This is a genomic window from Aminobacter sp. P4_D5, from assembly GCF_056401815.1.
The window spans coordinates 1-9,099 of sequence record NZ_JBFUIP010000202.1; the positions used below are offsets into that span (position 1 = coordinate 1).

8 protein-coding genes are annotated in these 9,099 nt (G+C 57.5%); 5 read left to right on the forward strand and 3 right to left on the reverse strand.

All coding sequences use genetic code 11. The annotated features are described in order from the left end of the window. The 5 genes from AC1DWF_RS27575 to AC1DWF_RS27595 all read left to right on the forward strand — a co-directional run. The coding region (locus AC1DWF_RS27575) for an ABC transporter ATP-binding protein (RefSeq protein ID WP_476842293.1) at positions 1-791 on the forward strand (791 nt) is incomplete at its 5' end. Between the two features lie 72 nt (positions 792-863). After that, the gene (locus tag AC1DWF_RS27580) at positions 864-2,570 is read left to right on the forward strand and encodes a peptide ABC transporter substrate-binding protein (protein WP_476804368.1); all 1,707 of its coding nucleotides are present in this window, start codon (positions 864-866) and stop codon (positions 2,568-2,570) included. A 228-nt stretch (positions 2,571-2,798) separates the two neighbouring features. Further along, positions 2,799-3,812 carry an ABC transporter permease gene (locus AC1DWF_RS27585; RefSeq protein WP_476788830.1) on the forward strand — a complete coding sequence of 338 codons (1,014 nt, stop codon included), beginning with the start codon at positions 2,799-2,801 and terminating at the stop codon, positions 3,810-3,812. Next, complete coding sequence (locus AC1DWF_RS27590) at positions 3,805-4,740, forward strand: ABC transporter permease (protein ID WP_476788829.1); 936 nt, start codon at positions 3,805-3,807, stop codon at positions 4,738-4,740. The genes AC1DWF_RS27585 and AC1DWF_RS27590 overlap by 8 nt, the downstream gene beginning before the upstream one ends. A gap of 72 nt (positions 4,741-4,812) precedes the next feature. After that, the gene (locus tag AC1DWF_RS27595; RefSeq protein ID WP_476788828.1) at positions 4,813-5,964 is read left to right on the forward strand and encodes a M20 aminoacylase family protein; all 1,152 of its coding nucleotides are present in this window, start codon (positions 4,813-4,815) and stop codon (positions 5,962-5,964) included. 328 nt (positions 5,965-6,292) lie between these two features. Here AC1DWF_RS27595 and AC1DWF_RS27600 read toward each other — a convergent pair whose 3' ends face one another. The 3 genes from AC1DWF_RS27600 to AC1DWF_RS27610 form a co-directional block, all read right to left on the reverse strand. Beyond that, positions 6,293-7,441: an AI-2E family transporter gene (locus AC1DWF_RS27600; RefSeq protein WP_476786582.1), complete on the reverse strand. Its 1,149-nt coding sequence runs from the start codon at positions 7,439-7,441 to the stop codon at positions 6,293-6,295. Continuing rightward, positions 7,438-8,262: an LssY C-terminal domain-containing protein gene (locus AC1DWF_RS27605; protein WP_476788827.1), complete on the reverse strand. Its 825-nt coding sequence runs from the start codon at positions 8,260-8,262 to the stop codon at positions 7,438-7,440. The genes AC1DWF_RS27600 and AC1DWF_RS27605 overlap by 4 nt, the downstream gene beginning before the upstream one ends. A 582-nt stretch (positions 8,263-8,844) precedes the next feature. Continuing rightward, a partial coding sequence (locus AC1DWF_RS27610) for a MerR family DNA-binding protein (protein WP_476842294.1) occupies positions 8,845-9,099 on the reverse strand: 255 nt, incomplete at its 5' end.

Sequence of the window (9,099 nt, forward strand, 5' to 3'; positions counted from 1 at the left end):
CCTTGTTGCGGCTGTGCTATGCGACCGCGGGAAGTATTTTCTTCGACGGGTCGGATGTAGCCGCACTCGAAGGTGAGACTTTGCGGCGTATGCGGCCGCGCATGCAGATGATCTTCCAGGACCCACAAGCCTCCTTGAACCCGCGCATGACGGTGGGGGCGATCATCGCCGAGCCGCTTGTCGAGCATCGCAAGTACCAGGGGGATGCGCGTGCCGCGCGGGTGGGCGAACTTCTGAATGCGGTGGGTCTTAGCCCCGATTATGTGAACCGCTATCCCCACGAGTTCTCGGGCGGGCAGCGCCAGCGTATCGGAATTGCACGGGCGCTCGCGCTCAATCCTGATTTCATCGTGTGCGACGAACCGATCGCCGCATTGGACGTGTCGATCCAGGCGCAGGTGGTCAATCTGCTGAAGGAACTGCAGAAGAAGCTCGGCCTCACCTACCTCTTTGTCAGCCATGACCTGTCGATGATCAGGCATATCGCTGACCGCGTCGCTGTCATGTACCTGGGCAAGATGGTTGAACTCGCCGATGTCGAGACTTTGTTCGCCGCGCCCAGGCATCCCTACACCAAGGCTTTATTGTCGGCAGTTCCGGTGCCCGACCCCGACGTCGAGGCGCAACGGCGCAGGATCATCCTGAAAGGCGACATCCCAGACCCTGCCAATCCGCCGCAAGGCTGCCGCTTCTGTACGCGCTGCCCGGAAGCGATCGAGCGGTGCTTTGTCGAGGAGCCTGTCTGGCGCGGAGCAGAGAGCAATCATCATGTGGCTTGCCACTTGGCTTAGCAAAAGGAGCCGCATTCTTCACCAGAGGATGAAGTCATTTCTGTCGGGAAACACAATAATAGGGGAAAACCAATGAGAAAGACTGCAGCAATTCTAGCCGTTACCTACGCCGCGTTCGCATCCGGCCAAGCCGCCGCCGACACGCAGCGCGGAAGAGACGGCAACTTGAAGATCATATTCTACCAAGCGGTGTCCGTGCTCAACCCGTTCATCTCCAGCGGAAACAAGGATGTTGATGCGGCCGCTTTGGTGCTTGAGCCATTGGCGCGCTACGATGAGAATGGCGCCATCGTGCCGGTTCTGGTCAAGGACATACCGACGCTTGAAAATGGCGGTGTGTCGAGCGACCTGAAGTCGATCGCCTGGCAATTGAAGCCCGGGCTGACCTGGTCGGACGGATCACCGGTTACGTCAAAGGATGTGGTTTTTACCGCAAAATACTGCATGGATCCGGCTGGGTCGTGCCAGCAGGTCGGAAATTTCGGCGAAGTTGCCAGCGTTGACGCGATCGACGATTTGACGGTCAAGGTAACGTTTTCCGGGCCCAAGGCATATCCGTTCGGCCCATTTGTCGGCGGCCAGTCGCCCATTCTCCAGAGCGCGCAGTTCAAGGACTGCCTTGGCGCAAAAATGCTTCAGTGCACGGATCAGAATTTCAAACCAATCGGCACCGGCCCCTTCAGGGTTGTCGACTTCAAAGCCAATGATGTCGTCACCTTTGAAGCCAATCCCAACTTTCGTGATGCCACAAAGCCCGCCTTCGCCACAGTGATGCTGAAGGGCGGTGGAGACCCTGCTTCCGCTGCGCGCTCCGTGCTTGAAACCGGAGAATTCGACTATGCCTGGAGACTGCAGGTCGAACCCGAGATTCTGGCTCAGATGGCTGCAGCCGGAAAAGGCAGCGTAGTCGTATCCTTTGGCAGTTCCGTCGAGCGGCTGGATCTCAACTTCACCAATCCAGACCCTGCACTGGGAGAAAAGCGTTCGACCCTGGAAGGTGGCCCGCATCCGTTCATGGTCGATCCGGCCGTGAGAAAGGCCCTGTCACTTGCGATCGATCGCTCGGTCCTGGTCGAGGCGGGCTACGGCGTATCAGCGGCAATTGGCTGTAATGTCCTGCCAGCACCGGCGATCTATACGTCGACGACAAACGATTGGTGCAAAGTCCAGGACCTCGACGCTGCCAACAAACTGCTCGACGATGCTGGTTGGGCACGAGGCGCGGATGGCGTCCGCCAGAAGGACGGGGTGAGGTTATCGATCCTCTACCAGTCATCGACCAATGCGGTTCGCCAGGCAACGCAAGCGCTGATTAAGGACATGTGGCAGCAGATCGGCGTCGAAACCGAACTGCGCAATATCGACGGTTCGGTATTCTTCGGGGGCGATCCGGCAAGTCCGGACACGGCATGGAAACTCTACGCCGATGTGATGATGTACGCCGACAATTTCGCCGGCGTCGACCCCGAGCAGTACCTGGCAAAGTTTACATGCAACAACATCCCCAGCCCCGCAACAAACTGGGGTGGAGGCAATATGCAGAGATATTGCGACCCTGAATACGATGCCAGGATCGCAGAGCTGGCCAAGACGGCATCGCCCGACGAACGCGCGAAGCTGGCAAAGCAGCTGAACGACATGCTCGTTGACCGTGGCGGCCTCGTCCCCCTGATTCATCGCGGCAATGTAGCAGCCCACACTGCGACGCTTGAAGGCGTCAAGATGAACGCGTGGGACGCCGAACTTTGGAACGCGGCCGACTGGACACGCGCCAAGTAATTTTGATCCCTTTCTTGCTCCGCTGGCGCTGCCTTGCCTGCGGAGCAAGGTTAGGAATCAAACCGAAATACGCAGACGCTCCCGGCGTCTGCGAGAACGGGAACTCTAGCGGGACAAGGAAATGCCAACGTGTTTCCGACTGGCGCCCGTTGGAGTTGCAAAATCGAGCACGTTCATGAGTTTCGATTGGTTCAATCCAGATCCATCGTGGCCTAGCAGAGGGCACCTATGCTGAACTACACGCTCCGGCGCCTGATCTTTGCAGTCCCGACGCTGCTGATCATAAGCTTCATTATCTTTGCCCTGCTTGACCTTGCACCAAACGATCCAACCGGGAACCTGCCGCTGACTATCCCGTCTGAGGTGCGCGAGCAAATACGGCTATCCCTGGGCCTCGGTGAAGCGTTTCACATCCGCTACCTCAAATGGCTGGAGCAATTCTTCATCAACGAGCCTCTGAATGTCCTCGAGCGTATGCTCGGCATCGAGATCGGCAATTCGGCCGAGCGGCTGCGCGTACGTTCCTGGGCCACCCGCAGCCCGGTCGTCGATCTTATCGCCGAGCGCATGCCTCAGACGCTCTGGGTTGTTGGCATGTCTTATGTTGTCGGCATATTGATTGCGTTGCCGATCGGCATCCTCTCCGCCTACAAGCAATACTCCTGGTTCGATCAGATCGGCACCTTTGTCTCTATGGTGGGCTTTTCGGTCCCGACCTTCTTTACCGGAGTGGTCCTGATCGTCGTTTTCAGCGTGCACCTGCAATGGTTTCCGTCGATTTATGACACGACGCATCGCGTAACGGACTGGTCGAGTTTCTGGGTGCAGGTCCGCCAGATGGTGATGCCGGTGGCCGTGCTGGCACTCTACAATGCAGCGCAGCTGAGCCGCTTTGTGAGGGCGTCCATGCTCGACAATCTGAACCATGACTATGTGCGGACAGCCCGCGCCAAGGGCATGCACGAACGCGTGGTGTTGCTCGTCCATGTGCTGCGAAACAGCTTGATACCGGTGGTGACCGTCATTGCGCTTGGAATCCCAACGATCTTTTCCGGCGCAATTATCACCGAGCAGATCTTCCGCGTGAATGGGCTGGGACAGTTGCTGATCATCGCCATACAAGGCGCGGACATGCCGCTCGTCCAGACACTGACTTTCATCTTTGCCGTGCTGATCGTGCTGTTCAACCTTATTGCCGATCTCCTCTACGGCGTTCTCGACCCGAGGATTCGCTATGACTGAGGCCGCCGCCCACCTGACTAGCGGCGCAGCAGGCGTGCTTGCAAGCCCCAAGCAACGCTCGCCGGGTGCCGACGTGTGGCGCCAGTTTCGCGCCCATCGGGGCGGCGTTATTGGCGCGATCATCTTCATTTCCATCATAGTGCTAGTGGTGGTCGGCCCTTATGTCCACGGTATTGATCCGCAGACGATCAACATCAAGGCCAAGAACCAGGGTGTTTCGTTCTCGCATCCGATGGGGACCGACAATCTGGGCCGGGACATGTTTGCGCAGGTGCTTGCTGGCGGGCGCACGTCTTTGTCTGTCGGTATCGCGGCGATGCTGCTGTCGCTTGTCGTCGGTACCTTCGTTGGTGTCGTGGCCGGCTACGTCCGCCGTTTGGATAGTCTGCTGATGCGACTGACCGACCTTTTCTTGGCACTGCCTCTGTTGCCGCTGCTGTTGGTCATCGTCATGCTATTTCGCGACACGCTGCGGGCCGCCTTTGGGCCGGAAACAGGCATCTTTCTCCTGATCGTGACAGTCATCGGGATTACCAGCTGGATGCAGACCGCACGTATCGTTCGCGGTGCGGTGCTGTCGGTGAAGGAGCAGGAATTTGTTCTTGCCGCCAAAAGTATTGGAACAAGGGAGCGCCGCATTATCACACGGCATATTCTTCCCAATGTTCTGTCCCCGATCATGGTTTCCGCCACCCTCGGCATCGCAACCGCGATCATCACGGAATCGGCGCTCAGTTTTCTCGGCCTTGGCTTTCCTTCCGATTACCCGACATGGGGACGCCTTCTCTACGACAGCGTGAATTTTCTCGCGATAAATCCGTCCCGCGCGATCTGGCCGGGGCTGGTGATCTCGCTGACAGTGCTAAGCGTCAACTATATCGGAGACGGGCTGCGGGATGCCCTGGATCCAAGAATTCGTGGAAGATGACGGATCCTGGTTTCGGGAGATGGTCGCGAGACCATCAACCAAGGTTGGTAAGTTTTTTTGGCGGGATAGGACATGGAAATCAGGGAATTTGATACTTTCCAAGACGAACTCGTTGGAATTCGGCAGGATCTGCACGCCAACCCGGAACTCGGGATGGAAGAATTCCGAACCGCGGAAATCGTTGCAAAATACCTGGAAGGCATCGGCATTGAGGTGCACCGCGGGGTCGGTGGCACGGGAGTCGTTGGCGTATTGAGATCAGGCAACGGGTCGGGGTCGATCGGCCTCCGTGCCGACATGGACGCGCTTCCCATGACCGAGATGTCGAACCTGCCGTTTCGATCCAAGACCCCGGGTCGAATGCATGCTTGTGGGCATGACGGTCACACCACCATGCTGCTGGGTGCCGCACGCTATCTTGCCGAGGCCAGGAATTTCAACGGAACGATCAACTTCATATTCCAGCCTGGAGAGGAAGGGTGCGGCGGCGCGCTAGCCATGCTGGAAGACGGTCTTTTTGAACGATTTCCATGCGATGCGATTTTCGGGATGCACAATCAGCCAGGATTAGAAGTCGGTCAGTTTCGCATCGCTCCAGGCGCCATTGCCGCGGGCGGTGGGTTTTTCGATATAAAGGTCACCGGTAAGGGATGTCATGGCGCGTACCCCGAGGCGGGAATTGATCCGTTTCTGACCGCTTGCCATATCGTTACCGCACTCCAGTCCGTCATATCAAGAAATCTGTCCCCCCATTCAGCGGCGGTCGTAAGTGTGACCCGCATCGTTGGCGGAGATGCCTACAACGTCATCCCCCATGAAGTGACCATTTCCGGAACGGCGCGTTTCTTCAGCCGGGAAGTTGGCACCTTGATCGAACAGTCGCTCCGCCGAGTAGTCGAAGGGGTTGCATCCGGTTTTGGCGCGAGCGCGGAACTCGACTTCCGCTTGCTCTTTGCACCAACCATAAACGACCCCGTTCAAACGGACGTCATGGCGAATGCCGCCGCCGCGCTAGTCGGAGAACTCAATGTCGACCGAAATCTTCCGGCAGAAATGGGATCTGAGGATTTTTCATTCATGCTGGAGCAGCGCCCCGGTGCCTACATTCTTCTCGGTAACGGTGACGGTGACGCCTTGCACCATCCGTCGTACGCATTCAACGACGCGTGCATACCGTATGGGGCGGCTCTTTATGCCAGCCTCGCATTGCAATTGGGACGTTGACCATCGCCAGACGATTTGTCCGGTGTCCGACATCCAGGCAAGTGAGGAAGGTCAATGCAAGCTTGGCGCCTGGAGGTCCGCTTTCGCGGCCTGTCGACCGAAAGCTGCCCGTCTGACGCCGGCCCCTGAACTGCTGTAGGAAATGACGTAACCGCAGAGATCGTCGCTCGTGCCGGCGACCCGGTATGCGGCGAGGCGCCCTTGCCGGTGGCGGCGTGACGCCTCCATTCCGTGCCTTGGGGCTGCCCGTTCGTCTGGTGTGCCCTTCGATAGGCCTCCAGTTCGGCGATACCGCTGCAGCAGATCGGCTACAATGCCGGTATTTTAATCATTCCGGGCCAGCCCTGTCTGAGACGTGGTAACTTGAACTTGCCTGAGACTGCCGCCTCGCGAACCGCAAGATCACGCCCAACGACGCCGCGATCGGTATCGCCAACAACACGCCGATGAAGCCGAACAGCCATCCAAAGGCAAACATCGCAAACATCATCCAGACTGGGTGGAGTTTGACGCGAGTACCAATGACGCGCGGCGACAGCACATAGTCGGCAAGCATTTCCCCGATGATAAAGATGCCCCCCACAACCGCGACGGGTACCCAATTCGGCCAGAACTGAGCCATCGCAACACACGTCGATACTAAGATACCAGTGGCGGCCCCGAGATAGGGAACAAAACTGATCAGGCCTGCGCTGATGCCGATCAAAATGGCATGGTTGAGCCCGGTCACTTTCAGGGCTGTCGCATAAAGCACGGCAAGCGTGAGACAAATGACGACCTGCCCGCGCACATAGCCCGCGACCGTTTCGTGGATTTCGCGCCCAAGCGCCCGAACATCGCCACGGTACGCCGGGGGGAACCAGCCATCGACCGTCGCAATCATTCGTTGCCAGTCAATAGCGAGATAGATGGCAATGATTGGCGTGACCACGAGTAGCGAAAGAAGGGAAATCAAGGCCAGTCCGCTCGACCACAACGAGCGAAGGAAGCGATCGAGCCAGTCGCTGCCCATCGTCCTCGCGACATCAGCTGCCGATTGCTCGATGTGAAGCTCGTTGCCCATGACAGTATGCAGCCAAGGGCGGTTTGCTTCGGTCATGAGTGACTGCAGTCGTGTGATGTAGCGAGGAAACTCATCAACAAAAAATCTGGCCTCGCCAATGACGGCCGGGAGCATCACCAAGAGAAAGGCGACAAAGCCCGCAACCAGCGGCAGGAAGACAGCAAGAGCTGCAAAGGAACGATTGATCCCGAACCGCTCCAACCTGTCGATCACCGGAACGAACAGATAGGCGAGCAATGCGCCGACGACGAACGGCAACAGGATTTGGTGCAATAGCACCAGCGTCACCAAAGCGACTGTAGAGACAGCAATCCAGAATGTGGCTGGTTGCGCCATTCTCATCGACGTTCTCCGCACATTCGGTTTCGAGCCCACTGCTGGCTTCGCTGCACCGTGGTCCAGATATTCGATCAATGTTCTGTCAAGTTGGCGAAGGCGATCTCACCGTCTGTAATGTAGTGGTTGACCTTTCCAGTCTGCAAAATCGAACCCGATTGGTGCAATGCGACTTCCCCGATCACCCCTTTTTCCCTCAGCTGGGTGACAATGTAATTGCGTTCTGCATTTGTGTCTGAATCGGTAGCATGTGTCACTTGGAGTGTCAGTCGGGCTAGTGATATTCCAGTGTCCCTGGTGCCGGCCCCGACCCACAGTACGTGCTGATCGGTCGGCGGCTTATCCGTATTCAACCAGAAGCTTGCTTCTGTCATATCGTCCTCGGAGTGGGCGAGGTTCAGCGCCCAGAAACGGACGTGATGGCGCTGGCGCGGGCTGTTGTTGATGGGCTGCTGGAACCCTATGTCCTGCCTGCGTCCAAATAGATAGAGCGTGCTGAAAGGAGCGGTGGGATACGGAGAGTTGAGCAGAAACGCTCGTATCATTCGCCACGAGGTTGCTATCCCCAAACGATCAGCCGTCGACCAGCCCGCTGCTGTAAACGCGTCGCGAAGCTGTTGAAGAGTTCCAATGAGGACAAGATTTACGGGATCGCCGGGGAGACCATCCCCGGTGATCGTGTATCTAGGGATAAGTCTCCGGTGAAGAACCTTCAGGCCCATTCGAACGACATTTGGCAGAATGACATAGGCACTCAACCCGTAGGTAAGACTCACCGCTAAGATCCATGGAAGTCTGTGGTCCGCAGTATCGAAAACGACGAAGACTATCAGCCAAACACTAAAAACGCCCAGACAGAAGACGAGAACCCTCTGAAAAAGGCGCTTGAGCAATATCAAGATTCGTTTTCCCGTCTAGCGCTAGTGAGTTGAGCGTCGCCCTTGCTGTTCGTATCCGGATTCTGTTTGCCGAACATACCAAATGGGCGACATGCCGTTCCTCACCGTGACCCAAACTTTTCGCTCGAAAGCTACACCGAACGCGTCCTGAATAGTAGCCTTTCCTCGCCTTGCCACTGCCGCAAGTTCCTGAAGCGGCGGATCTCGACGGGGGGCGACGACCGTACTTGGCGGCTATGCCCATAATCGGAGAATCGAGAGTTCTCATCCGCGAACATGGCCGTCATACAGCCTGCAAGTCGGTGTTTTTCGCGCTTCGTGGTCGCGACGCTGCCTTTTGGCGATTAGGGTGATCTTTCAGCCAACGATTGGTCCGATAGCCTACGAGTTCGACAGCGAATTGACGGAGTATCGCCTGTGGGAAGGTCCGACGAGGGTCGCGACCTGAACGGCTGCTATTCCATCTCCTCATCCCGAAAGCAGGCGGTCCGCCAACGGCCCAATCCAGGCTTTCGTGGCACGTCTCCTAGCGTCTGCAGTCGGCTCAAACCAAAATCTGCAACCGCGGGCGTCCGATCTGACCTATGCTCGTGCCCTCGTTGGCGTTTTCCGAGGCTTTGCAATTTTGGACGCTGTGTTCAGGAGCTTGCGGAATGTCGGGCATTCGAGATGGCTCGGTGCACTGCAGTCGGCGACATGCCAAAGCGTGTCGCGCAAAACGCGCAGCCCAGCCATCTGTCTTCGCAATTCGTCCGCCTTGGCACGCAGTTCCTCCCTGGGCAATTCCAACCGGCCGTCCTGTCCAAGGATCGCAGCGATCTCGGTGAGTGAGAAACC

Coding starts and splice junctions, on each gene's coding strand:
- AC1DWF_RS27580 (WP_476804368.1), top strand. CDS start 864: ATGAGAAAGACTGCAGCAATTCTAGCCGTTACCTACGCCGCGTTCGCA.
- AC1DWF_RS27585 (WP_476788830.1), top strand. CDS start 2,799: ATGCTGAACTACACGCTCCGGCGCCTGATCTTTGCAGTCCCGACGCTG.
- AC1DWF_RS27590 (WP_476788829.1), top strand. CDS start 3,805: ATGACTGAGGCCGCCGCCCACCTGACTAGCGGCGCAGCAGGCGTGCTT.
- AC1DWF_RS27595 (WP_476788828.1), top strand. CDS start 4,813: ATGGAAATCAGGGAATTTGATACTTTCCAAGACGAACTCGTTGGAATT.